The sequence below is a fragment of the Shinella kummerowiae genome (assembly GCF_009827055.1).
In the GTDB taxonomy this organism is placed as follows: Bacteria; Pseudomonadota; Alphaproteobacteria; order Rhizobiales; family Rhizobiaceae; genus Shinella; species Shinella kummerowiae.
Map to the genome: position 1 here is coordinate 102270 of NZ_WUMK01000007.1, position 17472 is coordinate 119741.

The window sequence follows — 17472 nt, forward strand, 5'->3', positions numbered from 1 at the left end:
CCTCCTATGCGAAGAACAGGCTGACGGTGCCGTAGGGACCGAAATCGCCCACAATCGTATCGCCATGGCGGGCTTCGATCGGGCGGATGAAGGAGCCGGCCAGCACGATCTGTCCCGCCTCGATACCGCCTCCGTATTGCGCCAGCCGATTGGCGAGCCAGGCGACGCCCCGGGCCGGCTGGTTGAGCACGCCGGCGCCGAGCCCGGTTTCCTCGACCTCCGCATTACGGCTGACGATGGCGCCCATCCAGCGCATGTCGATCTCACCAGGCCGCACCGCACGGCCGCCCGTGACGATGCCGGCATTGGCGGCATTGTCGGAAATCGTGTCGAAGATGGTGCGCGCCTTCTTCGTCTCGGGGTCGACGCGCAGGATGCGCGTATCGAGGATTTCGAGTGCTGGCGTCACGTAGTCGGTGGCGTTCAGCACATCGAAAACGGTGACGCCGGGGCCTTTCAGCGGCGCTTTCATGACGAAGGCGATTTCCGCCTCGACGCGCGGCTGGATGAAGCGGCCCGCCGGCACCGTCGCGCCGTCCTCGAAGACCATGTCGTCGAAGAGCACGCCGGAATCGGGGATGTCGATGTTCAGCGCATATTGCATGGCCTTGGAGGTGAGGCCGATCTTCCAGCCGATGACCTTGCGGCCGTCGGCGATCTTCTTCTTCACCCAGGCGCCCTGGATCGCATAGGCGTCGTCCATGCTGATCGCAGGATGTTTCAGCGAGAGCAGGCCGGTCTGGATGCGGGTGCGCTCGGCCGCGTCGAGGCTTTCTGCGGCAAGTCGGATGTCGTCCGGCGTCATCATGGTTGAACCTCATCGGCAATGGTGTTGCGCAGCAGGCCGATACCCTCGGCCTCGACCTCGACCACATCGCCGGGCTTCAGCCAGATCGGCGGATCGAAGCGTGCGCCGGCGCCGGTTGGCGTACCGCAGACGATGATGTCACCCGGCACCAGCGTCGTGAAGGTGGAGATATAATTGATGATCTTGCGGAAGGAGAAGATCATCCGGCTGGTGCGATCGCTCTGACGCACCTCGCCATTGACGCGGGTTTCGAGCTTGATGTCGGCCAACTGGCTTTCATCCGCATAGGGCACCAGCCAGGGGCCGATGGAGCCGGTCGCGTCGAAATTCTTGCCCTGCGTGACGTTGAATTTTGCATGCCGCACCCAGTCGCGGATCGTGCCCTCGTTGCAGAGCGAAAGGGCCGCGATATGGTTCAGCGCATCGGCTTCCGCGATACGCCGGCCGCCTTTGCCGATCACGATGACGATTTCGCCCTCATAGTCGAGCTGCGGGCTTTCCGGCGGGCGGATCAGCGGGCGGTCGTGGCCGGTGAAGGAGCGCGGGAAGCGGATGAACAGCGAGGGGTTGGGCGGGGCGGCCTGGCCGTCCTTGTATTCCTCGTTGCGATCCGGAAAGTTCACGCCGACGCAGATGATCTTTTCCGGCGCGGAAATCGGGATTTCGTAGACGATGTCGGCGAGCGCATGGTCGGCGGGACGTGACGCGGCCTCCTCCGTCAGGCCGGCCAGAGCACCCGCCTCGATCACCTCGCGCAATGTCGGCCAGCGCGCGCCATGACGGGCGGAAAGATCGACGATGCCATCCGATTTGACGAGGCCATATTTCAGGACGCCCTGATGGGAAAAGCCGGCGAGACGGGGCTGTTCGGTCACGGTTGTCTCCTACTTTACTCTGCGGGCGATCTCGGTGATCACCGAAAAGGCGGTGTCGGCGTCGTCGCGGGTCATCTCGAACTGGCCGGCCTGGAAGCGGATGGCGATTTTGCCGTCGACGCGCGTCTGCGTCAGGTAGATGCGGCCGTCATCGTTGATGGCGTTGACCAATGCGATGTTGTGCTCGTCCCCGCCACCCTTGTGCCGGAACGAGAAGAGCGAGAGCACCGGTTCGCTGACGATCTCGAAATCCGGCTCGGCGGCCAGCCGCTTCGCCAGTTCCTCCGACCACGTCACATGGTTGCGGATCATTGTGCGCAGGCCTTCGAGCCCGTGGTAGCGCAGCAGGAACCACAGTTTCAGCGCGCGGAAACGGCGGCCGAGCGGCACCGACCATTCGGAATAGTTGATGATGCCATCATGGCCATGGGTCTTCAGATATTCCGGCTGGATGGCCAGTGTGCGCACCTGGTCGGCGGGGCTGCGGATGAACTGCACCGAGCAATCGAAATTGGCACCGAGCCATTTATGCGGGTTGAACACGATGGAATCCGCCGCCTCGACACCATCCCAGAGCGTCCGGAACTCCGGACAGATCATGGCGGAGCCCGCCCAGGCGGCATCGACATGCAGGTACAGGCCATGGGTCTTCACGACCGCCGCGATGTCGCGGATCGGGTCGCAGGCGCCGATCGACGTGCCGCCTGTGCAGGCGATGACGCCGGCCGGGATGTGGCCGCTGGCAAGGTCGGCCTTGATCGCGGCGTCGAGTGCCACCGGATCCATCCCGTTCAACGGTCCTTTGGTCGGGATGCGCACGAGGTTCGCCTCGCCGATGCCTGATATCCAGATCGCCCTGTCGATGGACGTATGCACCTGTTTCGAGGCATAGACGCGCACGGCCTTGTGTGCGGAAAGCCCCTCGCTGTTGCCCTTCCAGTCGAGCGCCTTTTCGCGCATCACCAGCACGGCGGCGAGCGTCGCGGTCGAAGCGGAATCCTGGATGACGCCGGAAAATGCATCCGGCAGGCCGAGCGCTTGACGCAGCCAGTCGACCACGCGGGTTTCCAGTTCCGTTCCGGCCGGTGAGGTCTGCCAGAGCATGCATTGGGCCGCGACGGAGGTCGCGAGATAGTCCGCGATCACCGAGACCGGCGCGGCATTGGCCGGGAAATAGGCGAAGAAGCGCGGATGCTGCCAATGAGTGAGGCCATCGGGAATGATGCGCTCGAAATCGGCGAAGATCGTCTCCATCGTTTCGCCGGCTTCCGGAGCCGCATCGGCGATCTGCTTGATGATGTCGCCCGGCTTGGTTTGCGCGCGCACCGGCCGTTCGCGCAGGCCAGCGCGATAGTCGGCGCCCCAATCGGCAACCGTACGCGACCATTGGCGGAATTCTTCGCTGTCCATGTCTCACTCCCTTGACGGCGTTGCACTCTTCTCGGCGCTCGGGCGCCCGATTGCAATGCCCGTCAGGGGGCGATGATCGGCTGCGCCTTGAGTTGCGATTCCGAGACCTCGGTGCCGGCAAACAGGCTGCCGTGCTCGAACCAGGATTTCGGCGCCGGAGACCCCCACAGTGTCTGGCGCTGCGGATCCTTCAGGTCCCATTTGATCGGTTCGAGGTCCGGGTCCACCGTCTGGTAGTCCGAGCAGTAGATCTCGATACGGTGGCCGTCCGGATCGAGAATGTAGAGGAAGAAGGCGTTGGAAATGCCGTGGCGGCCGGGGCCGCGCTCGATATTGGCGACCCAGCCGGTCGTCGCCATCAGGTCGAGCAGGTCGATGATGTTGAGCGGCGTCGGCACCCAGAAGGCGGTGTGGTGCAGGCGCGGGCCGCGACCGTTGGTAAAGGCGATGTCGTGCACGCCGCCCTTGCGATGTGTCCAGGCCGCCCAGAGCCGGCCCGTTTCTTCATCCTCGGTATATTCCGTCACGCGGAAACCGATCTCGTTGTAGAAGGCGACGCTGTCGTCAACATTCGGCGAGAAGCAGTTGAAATGATCAATGCGTAGCGGTTTGACGCCGCGATAGAGCGCATATTTCTGGTGGATCGGCGGCAGGCGGTCCATTTTCGTGTAGAATTCCAGCGGAATGCCGTGCGGATCGCGTGTGCGGAAAGTGCGGCCCTGGTAGGGGCGCTCCATCCATTCCACCGGCAGGCCCTTGCCCTTGAAGAAATGCACCGCCTTGTCGAGGTCTTCGTCGTCGAACACCTTGAAGCCGAGGTCGCGGGCTTCTGCCTTCTCCGATTTCTTCAGCACGATGCAATGATGGCCGCGTTCTTCCATGGCGCGCAGGTAGATCGTGTCCGCCGTCTCGTCCGTCACCTGCAGGCCGAGCGTATCTACGTAGAAGGCGCGGGATTTTGCGAGGTCGGTGACGCCGAACTCGACGTGGCTGAGCCGGATGATGTTGAAGGGCGGGTAGAGATTAGGCTGGGGTACGGGCATGGGGTCCTCCTCAAGCCCGCCTCGGCAAACGAGGACGGGCGCAGTCTTGTCTTTGGGCGATCAGCCGCCGAGTTTCGGGATGGCGTGGGCGCTTGTGGCGAAGGCGACGTTCTTCGTCTCCATATAGAAGTCGAAGGACCAGTCGCCGCCGTCGCGGCCGATGCCGGAATTCTTGACCCCACCGAAGGGCGTCGGCAGGTGGCGCACATTCTCCGAATTCACCCAGATCATGCCGGCCTCGAGATGATCGGTGAAGCGGAAGGCACGCGTGACGTCCGCCGTCCAGAGATAGCCGGTGAGGCCATACTGGACGTCGTTGGCGAGCGCCAAAGCGTCCGCCTCGTCCTTGAAGGGAATGGCGGTCAGCACCGGGCCGAAGATTTCCTCCTGCGCAATGCGCATGGCGTTGTTTGCGCCGGTGAAGAGCGTCGGCGAGACGTAGCATCCGCCGCCAGGTCCCTCGAATTTTTCACCACCGGCGGCGACCGTAGCACCTTCCTCCCGGCCGATCGCGATATAGCCCAGAACCTTTTTCTCGTGCACCGGATGGATGAGCGGGCCGACGACGGTTTCGGGATCGAGCGGGTGACCGACCGTGATGCGCTTGGCCTTTTCCGCGACCAGCGCGGTGAACGTCTCGTAGATGCTCTCTTCCACCAGCAGGCGGGAGGAGGAGGTGCAGCGCTCGCCGTTCAGCGAATAGATCATGAAGACGGCGGCATCGGCCGCGCGTTCCAGGTCAGCATCGGCGAAGACGATGACGGGGTTCTTGCCGCCGAGTTCGAAATGCACGCGCTTCAGCGTGTCGGCACCCTGTTTCATGATCATCGAACCGGTACGGCTTTCGCCGACGAAGCCGATCGCCTTGATCAACGGATGTTCGGTCAGCGCCTTGCCGGCGTCCTCGCCAAAACCGTTGACAAGGTTCCACACGCCCTTCGGCAGGCCGGCCTCTTCTGCGATCTCGACGAGCAGGCGCGCGGTCAGCGGCGAAAACTCGGCCGGCTTGTGTACGATGGTGCAGCCCGCCGCGAGCGCCGGTGCGATCTTCCAGGTGGAGAGCATGAAGGGCGTGTTCCACGGGGTGATGATGCCGACCGGACCGATCGGCACGCGGGTCGTCATGTTGACCTGCCCCTCGGTGCGCAGCGTCTTACCGTCACGCGCTTCCGGCGCGCGATCGGCGAAGAAGCGAAAATTCTCCGCCCCGCGCAGCGCGGCCTTGGCCATGAAGCGCAGCGACTGGCCGGTATCCATGCACTCGACGAAGGCGATCTCTTCGGCACGCGCAACGATGGCATCGGCGATCTTGTGCAGCAGTTTTTTCCGCGCATCGCCCGGCATCGCCACCCAGTCGGCGAAGGCGGCCTTGGCGGCCCTGGCGGCGCGGTCGATATCGGCGGCCTTGCCCTGTGCCACTTTGGCAAGCGGCTTCAGGTCGACGGGAGAAATGGTCTCGAAGGTTGCGCCATCCGCAGCCGGCACGTCCTCGCCGGCAATGCGGTTCAGCACGCCGTTTTGCTTGAAGCGGGCGAGATAGGCCTCCGCCTTCGCGATGTTTTCCTGAAGTTTCGTCATGGGAGTCCCGTTACTTGCCGCGCAGGCGCGGATGAATGGCATTCTTCTTCCAGCTCAGTTCCGCGTCGATCTCGCGGATTTCCAGCGAAAGCGCGAAGTGCGGCGTCTCGAAGAGGGGGGCGAGCAGCCGGCTCGCCGTGGCGAAGAGCGCCTCGCCGGTGCGTTTCTTCTCTTCCGCGCTACGGCCCTTGCCGATCCGGAAGTTGAGGTCGACAAAGGCGTTTTGCGGCAGCCGGTCGGCAATCGCGTAGTGATCGGCGCGAAGCGCCCGCACACGCAGTGCGCCGATCTCGAAAAGGCCGGTTTCGAGCACCGTTTCCAGCAGTGCCGCGCAGAGCGCGTCGAGATCGGTGCGGCCTTCGAGATTGGCCGAATATTCGACGATCAGGTGCGGCATCGTTCCTCCCGGTGCGGCTTTTTATTTAACGTGTTAAATATATTTCCGTTTGTCAAGAGGCTTCTGTCGCGTGTCAGCCGCCAAAGCTCCCTGTCTGCGTCGGCACATGCACGTAGTTGCGATCGAAATAGAGGAGCGCATGCCCGTCGCGCCGGCATCGGATGTCCACCACCTCGCCGATGAAGATGTTGTGGGTGCCGACGAGCCGGGCGTCCGTCAGCCGGCAATCGAAGGAGACGATGGCGTCCGCCAGCGCCTGATTGCCCGAGGGCAGGTCCGTCCAGTCGGCATCGGCATAACGCGCCGCCATGTCCGTCTGTTGCCCCGCGAAGGAGGCGGCGAGCGCCTTGTGCTCTTGCGTCAGCACATTGACGCAGAAGCGCTGGTTTTCGATGAACAGCTGCGTCTGCGCCGACCGGCTGTTCATGCAGACGAGCAGCGTCGGCGGTTCGTCCGTCACCGAGCACATGGCCGTGGCAGTGAAGCCGCCACGGCCGGCTTCTCCCTTGGTGGTGATCACATTGACGGGCGCGCAGACCCGCGCCATCGCGTTGCGAAATTCGGTTTTCGAGACATGGATCTCCATGGCGCGGCCCTCATTCGGCCGCATCGCGGACAGCGTCGCTGCCTTGCGGCGGCAGCCAGGTGTCGCCGGTCCAGCCACTCTCGTCGTAATCGGCCATGCACTGGTCGACGAGGGCTTCCATCTCCTTCAGCCGACCACCCCGCTCGGCGCCCTTCAGCACCTGCAGCCGCACCTCCTCCGGCGCACCGGCATAATTCAGCTCGTAAAGCGCATGGCGCCCGCCGAATTCCGTGCCGGTCGCATCCCACAAGAGCTTCATGATCTTGATGCGCTCGATATGGCCCATATCGTTCGAACCGCGCACATATTGCGCGAGATAACGGTCGATCTCCGGATTGGAAAAATCCCTGGCCGAGGAGGGCAGGTAGATGAGGCCGGAGGCGACCGTGCGGCGCACGATGTCGATGACCTTCGGATAGGCCTCCGACATGAAGGTGCGATAGCAAAGTGCGGCTTCGAGGTTCGGCAGCACTGCCCCGTTCGCCCAGGGGATGGGATTGTAGGCCATGGCGTTGGAGAAGGACCAGAACTGGTGGCGGATGGCGATCACCTCGCCGAGCATCGCCTGGTTGCCGCGGAAGGCATCGCCGCCGGTGGCGCGCAGGGCCTTGGCGAGCAGGCCGGCCAGAAAATCCATCTTCACCGCAAGCCGCGTGCAGCCCTGGAAACAATAGCCGTGCATGAAGCCGGAGGCCGGATGGAAGGAGAGGATTTTGGCCGCGTCGCGCAGCACCAGCACGTCTTCCCAGGGAATGAAGACGTTGTCGAGCACGAGGATCGCGTCGTTCTCGTCGAAGCGCGAAGAAAGCGGATAGTCGAAGGGGTGCGCCGCGGTGCTGGCGGTCTGCTCATAGGAGGTGCGGCAGAACATCTTCACGCCCGGCGCATTCATCGGCAGGATGAACATGACCGACAGCGACGGGTCCTCGGTGACGGTCGCCGAGCTCTGGGCGAGGAAGTTGTAGTGCGTCAGTGCCGAGGAGGTTGCGACGACCTTGGCGCCGGAGACGTAGATCCCGGCATCCGTTTCCTTGGTGATATGCACGAAAACGTCCTTCACCGCATCGGCCGGCTTGTGGCGGTCGATCGGCGGGTTGACGATGGCGTGGTTCATGAAGAGCACGCTTTCCTGCGCGCGTTTGTGCCAGGAAAGCGCATTGTCCTTGAATGGCCCGTACCAGTCGGCGTTCGCCCCGAGCGTGTTCATCAGCGCGGCCTTGTAATCCGCCGTGCGGCCCATCCAGCCATAGGACATGCGCGCCCAGTCGGCGATGGCGCCTTGCTGCGCGACGAGATCGGTGGAGGAATGGGCCACGCGGAAATATTTGTGCGTGTAGCCGCCGGAGCCGGTGTCGGTCGGTGACGTCAGCCGTTCCTGACGCTTCGGATCGTGCAGCGCGTCGTACATGCGGGCGATGGAGCGCGCCGAATTGCGCATCGAGGGATGGCTGGTGACGTCGGTGATGCGCTCGCCGTTGATATAGACCTCGCGCCCGTCTCGGAGGCTGGCGAGATATTCGGCGCCGGTGAACGGCCGGGTCTTGTCGCTACGATGGTCTTCCGCACGCATGGTGATCCTCCTCAAAATCCTGACGAACGCTAAGTCGGGGAGGCGGGCGTGGCCATGGACAAACCGGGCAATTCGCTGGTACTTTTTCCGGTATGACGGATCGCAGCGACGTCCCCACTTTCTTCGTCTATGGCGAGCCGAGCCGCGTACTCGATGTCGGCTTCCTGCATGTCGAAACCGTCATGGAGCGCAAGAGCTTGCATTTCGGCCGCGTCGCGCCGCACAAGCACCCTCTGATGGGGCAGATCACCTATTGGTTCACGGGAGAAGGGCGCTACCAGATCGAGGATCGCACTTGGAATTTTTCCGCTCCGGCGATCAGCTTCGTACCGAGCAATGTGGTGCATGGATTCGCGGTCGGCGAACAGTCGGATGCCATCGTCGTTTCGATTTCGGACGACCTGCTGCGGGCCATGGCGGCGCAGGTCGATCTGACGCTTGATACACCGGTGCTCATTACCGGCGAAGCGGATGCGCCGGTTTGGCGCCGGATCGCTGTGCTGCTCGACATGGTGATGGAGGAATATCGCGGCGGTGCGACAGCGAGCGAGCGCATGCTGGCAAGCCTCGTCGGCGCCGTGCTTTCGCTGATGGCCCGGCTCGGCGGCAATGTCGGCTTCGAGGCGGCGTCGCCCGTGGTGGCGCTGGGGCTGGAGTTGCGGCGCGCCATCGACCGTCACTACCGGGAAGATTGGCCGGTCGGGCACTATGTCGAGCGGCTTGTGACGACGCCGCATCTGCTCGACAAGGCGGCGCGTGCCGTCTTCGGCCAGACGGTGAAGGAGATGGTGCTGGAGCGGCGGCTGCTGGAGGCCAAGCGGCTGCTTCGCTTCACCATCCGCCCGATAGAGGATATCGGCCGGGAGATCGGCTTCGAGGACCCGGCCTATTTTTCCCGTTTCTTCCGCAAGCGCATGGGGCTTTCGCCAACCGACTGGCGCCGGCAGAATTCGGAAGCCACCGGCGACGGCTGATCAGGCGTCCTGCCAGTCGACGGCGAGTTCCTCGCGGAAGGCGAAGCGGACGAGGTGGCGGATGACCACGTCCTTCAACTGCTCCATCTCCTCCACGCCAGGCGCGGTTAGGTCGATGTGCAGTGCGCTGCCGTCCGCCTTCAAGCGGCAATCGCCGACCGAGAAGGAGATCTCTCCGGCCTGTTCGTCGAAGGTTACCGGCCGCTTGTGGGCAAAGTGCTTGCAGAGCTGCTGCAGGTAGCGGCTGGCATGCTCGGTGAGGATGGCGGTCTTGCTGGCAGTGGTCATCAGCTCTTCTCCACGGTCTTGGCGGCAAGATCGAGCGCGGCGGCAATGGCTTCCGCTGCCTCTTCGCTCAGGTCTCCGCCGCGCAGGCGCAGCCGCATGGCGAGTTTCAGGTTTTCCATGGCGCGCACGACTGGGGCCGGTACGCCTTCGCGCCCGCCGGGTCCCTTGCCGGCACGGGCCATGAGGTCGTCGATCGCGGCCCTGTTGGCGGCGAGGAAGGCCTTGCCTTCGGGCGTGATGCTGTAGCGCTTGCGCCCGCCTTCTGCCGGTTCGATTGCGGCATAGCCCATGTCGTCGAGCCAGGAGAGCGTCGGGTAGATGACGCCGGGGCTCGGGCTGTAGCTGCCGCCAAAACGATCTTCGACGGTCTTGATCAGCTCATAGCCGTGGCTCGGCGCATCGGCGATGATGGCGAGCAGCAGCAGGCGCAGTTCACCATAGTCGAACAGGCGTCCGCCGTGACGGCCGCCCCGGCCAGGGCCGTGGTGCCGGCCGCGGTGGTGGGAACCCGAACGGTCGTCGGGCGGTGAAAAGTGGCGGTAAGGGCCGCATCCCATTCTGTGTCTCATGGTTCCGATATAAATCTCGATATATCGAAAATCAAGATATATCGAGATTTATATCTTTAAAAAGTTTTTGCGGGCCGCTATCGTCGTATTTTGAAGGATATAGCGATGGAGATTTGTATGGTCCGGCTGAACGAAATTCGTCAAAACGAGGTCGTGGTCACACCACCAGCCACCGTGGATGCGGAACTCGTCTTCATCGGCCGGATTTCGACGCCATGGACCTCGCGCATGGAAACGCCGCGGCAGGGGCGATCTGACGGGCCGGTTTGCACGATCGAAATCTTCGAGCCCTGGGTGCAGGCCCTTGCTGGCGTCGAACGTTTCGAGCGGCTCGAAGTGCTCTATTGGCTGCACCAGTCGCGCCGCGACCTAGTGCTGCAAAGCCCGGCCTCGAACGGCGAGGTGCACGGCACCTTTTCCCTGCGCTCGCCCGTCCGGCCCAACCCGATCGGCACGTCGATCGTCGCCCTGGAGAAGATCGAGGGGAACCGGCTCTTCGTGCGCGGCCTCGATTGCCTCGACGGCACGCCGCTCATCGACCTGAAGCCGGACCGCACGCTGTTCAAACCCATCGCGCCGCCCCAGAAGGGGGATTTCGAGACGGGCCAGGTGCATATGTGCAAGAAGATCGACGATTAATCGTCGATGGCGACCATCACGTCGGACGCCTTGATCACCGCATAGGCCTCCTGCCCGGCGGCAAGGCCGAGATCGTTTACCGCATCATTGGTGATCGCGGCGGTAATGATCGAGCCGCCGACATCGATACGGACATGGGCGGTGGTTGCGCCGAGAATGACTTCGACGATCTTGCCCTTGAGGCGGTTGCGTGCGCTGATCTTCATCCGGTTTCTCCTGTGATGGGAGAGAAGGTAGCGGCCCTGCACCGATTTGGAAGGTCGCATCGGGTTTTTCGCGCTGAAGACGATGTGTCCAATTCGTATTTGAATGGATCATTCTTCTGTGGCAGTCTCCATCGCATTCGGAGGAGACCCGCATGATCATCGATACGCACCTGCATCTCATCTATCGGGATCGGCTCTCCTATCCCTGGCTCGCCAGCGTGCCGCCGCTCGATGCCGATTTAACGCAGAAGATCTATGCGCAGGAAGCGCGCAGGGTCGGCATCGTCGCCGCCTTGCATATGGAAGTCGATGTCGCGGAGAGCGACATTCCGCGAGAAACGGAGATGGTCGAGGCACTGGCGCGGGAGGACGGCAGCCTGCTTGCCGGGGCCATCGCTTCCTGCCGGCCGGAATCGCCGGATTTTCCGGCCTATCTCGACAGGGTCCTCGCGACCCCCTTCGTGCGCGGTTTCCGCCGCGTGCTGCATGTCGTGCCGGATGATGTGTCCGAGGGCGCGCTTTTCCGCGAGAATATCAGGCGTCTTGCCGGTACGGGGCTCAATTTCGATCTGTGCGTTCTGCCGCACCAGATCGAAAAGGCGATTGCCTTGGCCGACCTCGCCCCCGATGTTTCCTTCGTGCTCGACCATTGCGGCGTGCCGGATATCAAGGCCGGTGGTTTTGACGTGTGGAAAGGGCCGGTCTCCGAGATCGCGCGCCGGCCGAACGTGACGGTGAAACTTTCCGGCATTCCGGCCTATGGCGCGGAAAATTGGACGCTCGAGGACCTGAAACCCTATTTCGCCCATGTGGCGGAGAACTTCGGTTTCGACCGCATGGCCTGGGGCAGCGACTGGCCCGTCTGCACGCTCGGCGGCGGGCTCTCCACCTGGATCGGCGCGACGCATGCGCTGCTCTCCGGCGTCAGCCTGGAGGACAAGCAGCGCGTCTTTGCGGACAATGCCAAGCGACTCTGGAAGCTTTGATCAGCGCCAGCGTGCCGTGCGCTCGATCCATTCGCGCGTGCGGGCCTCCGGGTCGGCATTGAGCGTGATGTCGGTCACCACGGCCGCGCTGTCGGCGCCGTTTTCGAAGACGGCGGACAGGCGATCCGGGTTGAGGCCACCGATCGCGACGAGGGGAAGGGGGGCGATGCGGGTTTTCCAGTCTCTCAGCCGCTCGACGCCCTGGGGCGCCCACTTCATCTTCTTCAGGATCGTCGGCCAGACCGGCCCCAGCGCCACGTAGTCGGGTTTTTCCGCCAGTGCGGTCTCAAGCTCGGCGCCGTCATGGGTGGAGAGGCCGAGCTTCATACCGGCGGCGCGGATGGCGGCGACGTCAGCCGTGGCCAGATCTTCCTGCCCGAGATGCACGCAATCGCAGCCTTCCTCGATGGCGAGCCGCCAATAGTCGTTGATGATCAGCTGGCAGCCGTATTGCGTGCAGGTTGCTTTCGCGCGGCGGATTTCCGTGCGCAGCCGATCCTCCGGCAAATCCTTCATGCGCAGTTGCACGAGTTTCACGCCGACCGGCACGAGGCGTTCGATCCAGTCGGCGCTGTCGACGATGAGGTAGAATGGGTCGAGCTTCATGAGAAGACGGCCTTTCCGATAACGGGAGTGGAGGGAACGGCCATGTCGCGCGGTTCGAGCGGGACAGCAGAGTGGGCGAGGCGGCCGGCTTCGATGGCAAGGGCAAAGGCTTCAGCCATGCTGGCCGGATCGCCGGCACCCGCGACGGCGGTGTTGAGCAGCACGGCGTCGTAGCCAAGTTCCATGACCTGGGCGGCGTGCGAGGGCCGGCCGATACCGGCGTCGACGATCAGCGGCAAGTCCGGAAAATGTGCCCGGAACGTGCGCAGCGCCATCGGATTGACCGGACCCATCGCCGAACCGATCGGCGCGCACCAGGGCATCAAGACCCGGCAGCCGGCCTCAAGCAGCTTTTCCGCCACGACGAGGTCGTCGGTCGTGTAGGGAAAGACCTGGAAGCCCTCGGCTGTGAGGATGCGCGCCGCCTCGACGAGGCCGAAGACGTCGGGCTGCAGCGTATCGTGATGGCCGATCACCTCCAGCTTTATCCAGTCGGTGCGAAAGACCTCGCGCGCCATCTTTGCCGTCAGCACGGCCTCCTGAACGCTATGGCAGCCGGCGGTGTTGGGCAGCACGCGCACGCCGAGCTCGCGGATAAGGTCGAAGAAGGCGCCGCTTGCCTTGCCGCCGGACGTTTCCCGGCGCAGCGAGACGGTGACGATTTCCGTTTTGGAGCGCCGCACCGCCTCGGCCAGAATGGCGGGGGACGGAAAGCGCGCGGTGCCGAGCAACAGGCGGGATTGAACCGCGATATCGTAGAGTTTCAGCATATCAGCCTCCCTGCATGGGCGAGAGGATTTCAATGCGGTCGCGGTCTCCAAGCGTGAAGCCGGCGCGATCTTCGCGGTGCACCAGCTCGCCGTTCACCGCCGTCGCCAGCCATTCGCCCTCGTAGTCGAGGGTGGAGAGCAGGTCGGCGAGCGTCGCGGCCGCAACCTGCTGTTCCTCGCCATTGATGATGAAGGTCATGATGCCCGCCTTTCCGGTTGTCTCTGCTCTGCAAGAAGCCGCCGCGCGACCTCGCCCGCCATGGCCGGCGCCAGCAGGAAGCCGTGCCGGTAGAAGCCGTTGACGTGGATTGTGTCGCCGTCTTCCGTCATGCGCGGCAGGTTGTCGGGATAGGCAGGGCGCACGCCTGCCCCCGTTTCCACCAGCCGCGCTTCCCCGAACGCCGGGTGGAGCGCATAGGCGGCATTGAGCAATTCCATCAGCGAGCGGGCGGTGACGGGGCCGGCATCCTCGCTTTCAAGCATCGTCGCGCCGATCATGAAGCGGCTCTTCTCGCGCGGCACGATGTAGATCGGATGGCGCGGATGCAGCAGGCGGACGGGGCGGGAGAGGGTTATCTCGTCGCTTTCCAGCGACAGCATTTCCCCGCGCACGCCGCGAAGGTTCGGGATGCGGCCGATCCGGGCCGCCCCCGTGCAGTCGATCACCCGGTCGTAGCGCTCTGGCGCGCCGGCTGCGCCGAAGAGGAAACGCATGCGGGCTTCCTCCAGGCCCGCGGTCAGCGCGGAAAGCGCCTTGCGCGGATCGAGATGCGCCTCCTGCCGGAAGAACAGGGCCTTGCGGAAACGCCCGGCGAGATCCGGCTCAAGCGCCGAAATCCCGGCATCGTCCAGCCATTCCCAGCCGCTCGTGCGGCCGGCAAAGCGGTCCAGTTCGCCGGCATCGCGCCCGCCGGCCACGACCAGCGTTCCCTTGCGCTGGACATGGCCGGGCAATGCCGCCTCCCACCAATCGGCGGCCGAGCGGCCAAGCGTCAGCACAGGCTCCTCCGCACTTTCCCGTTCACACCACGGCGCCAGCATGCCGCCGGCAAAGCCGGAGGCGCCGGTGCCGACTTTTCCGGCGCGCTCTGCGATCGTGACGTCGAAGCCGTGGCGATAAAGCTGCCAGGCGACCGTCAGGCCGGCAACGCCGGCCCCCTTGACGAGGATGCGCATGGTCATTCTCCAGCGGGTGTGTTGCCGAGCGGCATGTAGAGATCGCCACCCTCGCGGAATTTTGCGGCCATCGCCTCCAGCCCCTCCTTCTGCGCCTCGGCGCGGATATCGTGCGAGATGCGCATGGAGCAGAATTTCGGGCCGCACATCGAGCAGAAATGCGCGACCTTGTGCGCTTCCTTGGGCAATGTCTCGTCGTGGAAGGACCGCGCCGTTTCCGGGTCGAGCGAGAGGTTGAACTGGTCCTCCCAGCGGAACTCGAAACGGGCGCGCGACAGCGCGTCGTCACGCAGTTTTGCCGCGGGATGGCCCTTGGCGAGATCGGCGGCATGCGCGGCGATCTTGTAGGTGATGACGCCGACCTTCACGTCGTTGCGATCCGGCAGGCCGAGATGTTCCTTCGGCGTGACGTAGCAGAGCATGGCCGTGCCGAACCAGCCGATCATCGCCGCGCCAATGCCCGACGTGATGTGGTCGTAGCCGGGCGCGATGTCCGTCGTCAGCGGGCCAAGCGTGTAGAAGGGGGCCTCGCCGCAAGTCTTCAGCTGCTTGTCCATGTTCTCCTTGATCTTGTGCATCGGCACGTGGCCGGGGCCTTCGATCATGACCTGGCAGTCCTTCGCCCAGGCGATCTGCGTCAGCTCGCCAAGCGTCTCCAGTTCGGCGAATTGCGCGGCGTCGTTGGCGTCGGCAATCGAGCCGGGACGCAGGCCGTCGCCCAGCGAGAAGGTGACGTCATAGGCGCGGCAGATGTCACAGATTTCCTCGAAATGCTCGTAGAGGAAGCTTTCCTTGTGGTGATGAAGACACCACTTTGCCATGATCGAGCCGCCGCGCGAGACGATGCCGGTGACGCGGTTGACGGTGAGCGGGATGTAGGGAAGACGTACGCCGGCATGGATGGTGAAGTAGTCGACGCCCTGCTCGGCCTGCTCGATCAGCGTGTCGCGATAGACCTCCCAGGTCAGGTCTTCTGCAATGCCGTTGACCTTTTCCAGCGCCTGGTAGAGCGGCACCGTGCCGATCGGCACCGGCGCATTGCGGATGATCCATTCGCGGATGTTGTGGATGTTGCGGCCGGTGGACAGGTCCATGACCGTATCCGCACCCCAGCGGATCGCCCAGACCATCTTCTCGACCTCTTCCGCCATGGACGAGGTGACGGCCGAGTTGCCGATATTGGCGTTGATCTTCACCAGGAAATTCCGGCCGATGATCATCGGTTCGGCTTCCGGATGGTTGATGTTGGCGGGGATGACCGCGCGACCGCTCGCGACCTCCTGGCGGACGAATTCCGGCGTCACGAAATCCGGAATGTGCGCGCCAAAGCTCTCGCCGTCGCGGGGAAGCGCCTCCTTTGCCGCCTTGCGGCCGAGGTTTTCGCGGATGGCGATGAATTCCATTTCCGGCGTGACGATGCCGGCACGGGCATAGGCAAGCTGCGTCACCGCCTTGCCATCGGTCGCCCGGCGGGGATGGTTGCGGACGGGGAATTCCGGCGTCAGCCGTTCGCCTGTCGCAAAGCCGTTGTCTTCCGGACGGATGTGGCGGCCCTCATAACCTTCCGTATCGCCGCGGGCGGCAACCCAGGCTTCGCGAAGGCGCGGCAGGCCGGCCTCGATGGCAACGATATGGTTGGGATCGGTATAGGGGCCGGAGGCATCGTAGACGACGACCGGCGGTTCGCCGGAGGTCGGATGTAGGGAAATCTCGCGCATCGGCACGCGGATATGCGGGTGCTGTTCGCCGGCAATGTGGATTTTTCGCGAGGCGGGCAGGGCGCCGGTGGTAACGGTCGGGGTAAGCTTTTGAGCGGCAATATTCATCGTGAGGCTCCAAGGTCAAAGTTGGAGACCCAGTCCTAGAGCCGGAATGATGGAAAGACGCCGACACGGAATCCGGATATCGGACCACGAGCCAAAACAGCGCTTGCACCGTCCCTACGCCAGTATGAACTGGATCAGGTTCAACGGGTCACTGCGCTGCGAAAGCCAGCAGAATCTCAGCCCCTTGTCGGGACCCCCCTGGTGAATGCCTTAAGCAAAGACGCTCGGGGGCGATTTGTCAACACGGTAAAATATGTAAGTTTTTACTTACTTTTTGCTGTGCAAAAAATGGAGCGCGGGACCTTTCCTCCGTCATCCTCGGGTCAAGCCCGAGAATGACGTTGAGGGTGGAGTATGTGCCTCCGACAAACAGAAACGGCGGGGTTTTACCCCGCCGTCGCCATTGAATTCATAGCGAAAACTATTCGCGCTCGCCGGTGAAATTCAGCAGCAGCTGGAAGATGTTGACGAAGTTCAGGTAGAGCGAAAGCGCACCGAACACGGCCATCTTCTGCTGCGATTCCTGGTCGATGTTTTCCGCATACTGTTCCTTGATGTTCTGCGTGTCCCAGGCGGTGAGGCCGACGAACACGAGGATGCCGATCACGGAAATCGCGAACTGCAGCGCGCTCGAACCGAGGAAGATGTTGACGATCGAGGCGATGACCACGCCGATCAGACCCATGATCAGGAACGAGCCGAACTTCGACAGGTCACGCTTCGTCACGTAGCCGTAAAGGCTCGTCGTGCCGAACATCGTGGCGGCGATGAAGAAGGTGCGGGCGATGCTCGTGCCGGTGAAGACGAGGAACACGGAGGCGAGCGACAGGCCCATGACGGCGCAGAAGGCCCAGAACATCATCTGCGCCGTGCCGGCCGACATCGTCTGGATCTTGAACGAGAAGAAGAAGACGAAGGCGAGCGGCGCCAGCATCACCACCCACTTCAGCGGTGAGGAGAAGATCGGCACGTAGAGGGCTGGCGTCGAGCCGACGATGAAGGCGACGAGGCCGGTGATGACCAGGCCTGCGCCCATGTAGTTGTAGACGCGCAGCATGTGCTTGCGCAGGCCCTCGTCGAAGAGGGCGGCCGACTGCGCCTGCGCGCCATAGCCAAATCGCTGTTGTACGGGTTCCATCATGGGTCTCCTTCGGTGGAACGGTTG

The 17472-nt window shown here is 63.5% G+C and carries 20 protein-coding genes and 1 riboswitch; of the genes, 3 read left to right on the forward strand and 17 right to left on the reverse strand.

Annotation, left to right across the window (positions count from 1 at the left end; translation table 11 throughout):
• Nucleotides 1-4: 4 nt before the first annotated feature.
• From hpaH to GR138_RS18895, 8 genes are all read right to left on the reverse strand, one after another.
• Nucleotides 5-808 (reverse strand): 2-oxo-hept-4-ene-1,7-dioate hydratase, encoded by an 804-nt coding sequence (gene hpaH, locus GR138_RS18860; protein ID WP_160860812.1) that lies wholly within the window; start codon nucleotides 806-808, stop codon nucleotides 5-7.
• A complete protein-coding gene (locus tag GR138_RS18865; protein WP_420853673.1) occupies nucleotides 805-1683 on the reverse strand; it encodes a fumarylacetoacetate hydrolase family protein in 879 nt (292 codons plus the stop codon). Before GR138_RS18865 ends, hpaH begins: the two co-directional genes overlap by 4 nt.
• Before the next feature lie 9 nt (nucleotides 1684-1692).
• Nucleotides 1693-3093: a pyridoxal phosphate-dependent decarboxylase family protein gene (locus GR138_RS18870; RefSeq protein WP_160860813.1), complete on the reverse strand. Its 1401-nt coding sequence runs from the start codon at nucleotides 3091-3093 to the stop codon at nucleotides 1693-1695.
• A gap of 62 nt (nucleotides 3094-3155) precedes the next feature.
• On the reverse strand, nucleotides 3156-4136 hold the full coding sequence (hpaD, locus tag GR138_RS18875; protein WP_160860814.1) for a 3,4-dihydroxyphenylacetate 2,3-dioxygenase: 981 nt from the start codon (nucleotides 4134-4136) through the stop codon (nucleotides 3156-3158).
• A 60-nt stretch (nucleotides 4137-4196) separates the two neighbouring features.
• Entirely contained in the window at nucleotides 4197-5714 is a 1518-nt protein-coding gene (gene hpaE, locus GR138_RS18880; RefSeq protein WP_160860815.1) for a 5-carboxymethyl-2-hydroxymuconate semialdehyde dehydrogenase, read from the reverse strand.
• Nucleotides 5715-5724: 10 nt separating this feature from the next.
• A complete protein-coding gene (locus GR138_RS18885) occupies nucleotides 5725-6111 on the reverse strand; it encodes a 5-carboxymethyl-2-hydroxymuconate Delta-isomerase (protein ID WP_160860816.1) in 387 nt (128 codons plus the stop codon).
• 73 nt (nucleotides 6112-6184) lie between these two features.
• Entirely contained in the window at nucleotides 6185-6697 is a 513-nt protein-coding gene (locus GR138_RS18890) for a flavin reductase (protein ID WP_160860817.1), read from the reverse strand.
• 10 nt (nucleotides 6698-6707) lie between these two features.
• Nucleotides 6708-8267, reverse strand: coding sequence for a 4-hydroxyphenylacetate 3-hydroxylase N-terminal domain-containing protein (locus tag GR138_RS18895; RefSeq protein WP_160860818.1), 1560 nt, complete (start codon nucleotides 8265-8267; stop codon nucleotides 6708-6710).
• A gap of 92 nt (nucleotides 8268-8359) precedes the next feature.
• On the opposite strand from GR138_RS18895, the gene GR138_RS18900 reads away from it, so the two are divergent.
• Nucleotides 8360-9241, forward strand: coding sequence for a helix-turn-helix domain-containing protein (locus GR138_RS18900; RefSeq protein WP_160860819.1), 882 nt, complete (start codon nucleotides 8360-8362; stop codon nucleotides 9239-9241).
• On the opposite strand, the gene GR138_RS18905 is transcribed toward GR138_RS18900, so the two are convergent.
• Together GR138_RS18905 and GR138_RS18910 are read right to left on the reverse strand one after the other, a co-directional pair.
• The gene (locus GR138_RS18905) at nucleotides 9242-9529 is read right to left on the reverse strand and encodes a DUF2218 domain-containing protein (RefSeq protein WP_160860820.1); all 288 of its coding nucleotides are present in this window, start codon (nucleotides 9527-9529) and stop codon (nucleotides 9242-9244) included.
• Complete coding sequence (locus GR138_RS18910) at nucleotides 9529-10086, reverse strand: PadR family transcriptional regulator (RefSeq protein WP_160860821.1); 558 nt, start codon at nucleotides 10084-10086, stop codon at nucleotides 9529-9531. The genes GR138_RS18905 and GR138_RS18910 overlap by 1 nt, the downstream gene beginning before the upstream one ends.
• Nucleotides 10087-10215: 129 nt before the next feature.
• Here GR138_RS18910 and tsaA point away from each other — a divergent pair, with 129 nt between their 5' ends.
• The gene (gene tsaA / locus GR138_RS18915) at nucleotides 10216-10737 is read left to right on the forward strand and encodes a tRNA (N6-threonylcarbamoyladenosine(37)-N6)-methyltransferase TrmO (protein ID WP_160860822.1); all 522 of its coding nucleotides are present in this window, start codon (nucleotides 10216-10218) and stop codon (nucleotides 10735-10737) included.
• Here the strand turns inward: tsaA and GR138_RS18920 are convergent.
• On the reverse strand, nucleotides 10734-10943 hold the full coding sequence (locus GR138_RS18920) for a TOBE domain-containing protein (RefSeq protein WP_160860823.1): 210 nt from the start codon (nucleotides 10941-10943) through the stop codon (nucleotides 10734-10736). The genes tsaA and GR138_RS18920 overlap by 4 nt on opposite strands.
• Before the next feature lie 152 nt (nucleotides 10944-11095).
• On the opposite strand from GR138_RS18920, the gene GR138_RS18925 reads away from it, so the two are divergent.
• Nucleotides 11096-11929, forward strand: a complete 834-nt coding sequence (locus GR138_RS18925) for an amidohydrolase family protein (protein WP_160860824.1) — start codon at nucleotides 11096-11098, stop codon at nucleotides 11927-11929.
• Here the strand turns inward: GR138_RS18925 and GR138_RS18930 are convergent, their stop codons facing one another.
• The 6 genes from GR138_RS18930 to GR138_RS18955 all read right to left on the reverse strand — a co-directional run bounded on the left by GR138_RS18930 (nucleotide 11930) and on the right by GR138_RS18955 (nucleotide 17445).
• Complete coding sequence (locus tag GR138_RS18930) at nucleotides 11930-12535, reverse strand: thiamine phosphate synthase (protein WP_160860825.1); 606 nt, start codon at nucleotides 12533-12535, stop codon at nucleotides 11930-11932.
• Complete coding sequence (locus GR138_RS18935; protein ID WP_160860826.1) at nucleotides 12532-13305, reverse strand: thiazole synthase; 774 nt, start codon at nucleotides 13303-13305, stop codon at nucleotides 12532-12534. The genes GR138_RS18930 and GR138_RS18935 overlap by 4 nt, the downstream gene beginning before the upstream one ends.
• Before the next feature lies 1 nt (nucleotide 13306).
• A complete protein-coding gene (gene thiS, locus GR138_RS18940) occupies nucleotides 13307-13504 on the reverse strand; it encodes a sulfur carrier protein ThiS (protein WP_069060992.1) in 198 nt (65 codons plus the stop codon).
• Entirely contained in the window at nucleotides 13501-14481 is a 981-nt protein-coding gene (gene thiO, locus GR138_RS18945; RefSeq protein ID WP_202402724.1) for a glycine oxidase ThiO, read from the reverse strand. Before thiO ends, thiS begins: the two co-directional genes overlap by 4 nt.
• Nucleotides 14482-14483: 2 nt before the next feature.
• On the reverse strand, nucleotides 14484-16307 hold the full coding sequence (thiC, locus tag GR138_RS18950) for a phosphomethylpyrimidine synthase ThiC (RefSeq protein WP_160860828.1): 1824 nt from the start codon (nucleotides 16305-16307) through the stop codon (nucleotides 14484-14486).
• 93 nt (nucleotides 16308-16400) lie between these two features.
• Nucleotides 16401-16517: riboswitch (TPP riboswitch) on the reverse strand.
• Between the two features lie 211 nt (nucleotides 16518-16728).
• Complete coding sequence (locus tag GR138_RS18955; RefSeq protein ID WP_160860829.1) at nucleotides 16729-17445, reverse strand: Bax inhibitor-1/YccA family protein; 717 nt, start codon at nucleotides 17443-17445, stop codon at nucleotides 16729-16731.
• Between the last annotated feature and the right edge of the window lie 27 nt (nucleotides 17446-17472).

Excerpts from the sequence above, each read along its gene's own strand:
- hpaH (WP_160860812.1), bottom strand. The coding sequence starts at position 808 with ATGATGACGCCGGACGACATCCGACTTGCCGCAGAAAGCCTCGACGCG.
- GR138_RS18870 (WP_160860813.1), bottom strand. The coding sequence starts at position 3,093 with ATGGACAGCGAAGAATTCCGCCAATGGTCGCGTACGGTTGCCGATTGG.
- hpaD (WP_160860814.1), bottom strand. The coding sequence starts at position 4,136 with ATGCCCGTACCCCAGCCTAATCTCTACCCGCCCTTCAACATCATCCGG.
- hpaE (WP_160860815.1), bottom strand. The coding sequence starts at position 5,714 with ATGACGAAACTTCAGGAAAACATCGCGAAGGCGGAGGCCTATCTCGCC.
- GR138_RS18885 (WP_160860816.1), bottom strand. The coding sequence starts at position 6,111 with ATGCCGCACCTGATCGTCGAATATTCGGCCAATCTCGAAGGCCGCACC.
- GR138_RS18890 (WP_160860817.1), bottom strand. The coding sequence starts at position 6,697 with ATGGAGATCCATGTCTCGAAAACCGAATTTCGCAACGCGATGGCGCGG.
- GR138_RS18895 (WP_160860818.1), bottom strand. The coding sequence starts at position 8,267 with ATGCGTGCGGAAGACCATCGTAGCGACAAGACCCGGCCGTTCACCGGC.
- GR138_RS18900 (WP_160860819.1), top strand. The coding sequence starts at position 8,360 with ATGACGGATCGCAGCGACGTCCCCACTTTCTTCGTCTATGGCGAGCCG.
- GR138_RS18905 (WP_160860820.1), bottom strand. The coding sequence starts at position 9,529 with ATGACCACTGCCAGCAAGACCGCCATCCTCACCGAGCATGCCAGCCGC.
- GR138_RS18910 (WP_160860821.1), bottom strand. The coding sequence starts at position 10,086 with ATGGGATGCGGCCCTTACCGCCACTTTTCACCGCCCGACGACCGTTCG.
- tsaA (WP_160860822.1), top strand. The coding sequence starts at position 10,216 with ATGGTCCGGCTGAACGAAATTCGTCAAAACGAGGTCGTGGTCACACCA.
- GR138_RS18920 (WP_160860823.1), bottom strand. The coding sequence starts at position 10,943 with ATGAAGATCAGCGCACGCAACCGCCTCAAGGGCAAGATCGTCGAAGTC.
- GR138_RS18925 (WP_160860824.1), top strand. The coding sequence starts at position 11,096 with ATGATCATCGATACGCACCTGCATCTCATCTATCGGGATCGGCTCTCC.
- GR138_RS18930 (WP_160860825.1), bottom strand. The coding sequence starts at position 12,535 with ATGAAGCTCGACCCATTCTACCTCATCGTCGACAGCGCCGACTGGATC.
- GR138_RS18935 (WP_160860826.1), bottom strand. The coding sequence starts at position 13,305 with ATGCTGAAACTCTACGATATCGCGGTTCAATCCCGCCTGTTGCTCGGC.
- thiS (WP_069060992.1), bottom strand. The coding sequence starts at position 13,504 with ATGACCTTCATCATCAATGGCGAGGAACAGCAGGTTGCGGCCGCGACG.
- thiO (WP_202402724.1), bottom strand. The coding sequence starts at position 14,481 with ATGCGCATCCTCGTCAAGGGGGCCGGCGTTGCCGGCCTGACGGTCGCC.
- thiC (WP_160860828.1), bottom strand. The coding sequence starts at position 16,307 with ATGAATATTGCCGCTCAAAAGCTTACCCCGACCGTTACCACCGGCGCC.
- GR138_RS18955 (WP_160860829.1), bottom strand. The coding sequence starts at position 17,445 with ATGGAACCCGTACAACAGCGATTTGGCTATGGCGCGCAGGCGCAGTCG.